Raw genomic sequence first — 293 nt, forward strand, 5'->3', positions numbered from 1 at the left:
GAGTTTGCCCTGCACAAGGGACACCGCTATGCCACCGTGATCATGGATGCCGAGCGAACCCGCGTCCTGTGGGTGGGGCACGGCAACAGCCGGGCCGCTATCCGTCCCTTCTTCGAGCAGCTCGGCGAGCGATGCCAGCAGATTGAGGCGGTGGCGATGGACATGAACACGGCGTTCGACCTGGAGGTGAAGCAACACTGCCCGCAGGCGGAGGTGGTCTACGACCTGTTCCACGTGGTGGCTCGCTATGGCCGAGAGGTGGTGGACCGGGTGCGAGTGGAGCAGGCGAATGC

1 protein-coding gene is annotated in these 293 nt (G+C 64.8%); it reads left to right on the top strand.

Translation table 11 applies throughout. The features are described 5' to 3' along the window. Window positions 1–293 (top strand): transposase (locus MUW49_RS04385; protein ID WP_210538966.1); only part of this gene is annotated, 293 nt, incomplete at both ends.

Origin of the sequence: Aeromonas sp. LsrichE-8G (genome assembly GCF_022869435.1) — a bacterium.
Lineage (GTDB): Bacteria > Pseudomonadota > Gammaproteobacteria > Enterobacterales > Aeromonadaceae > Aeromonas > Aeromonas caviae.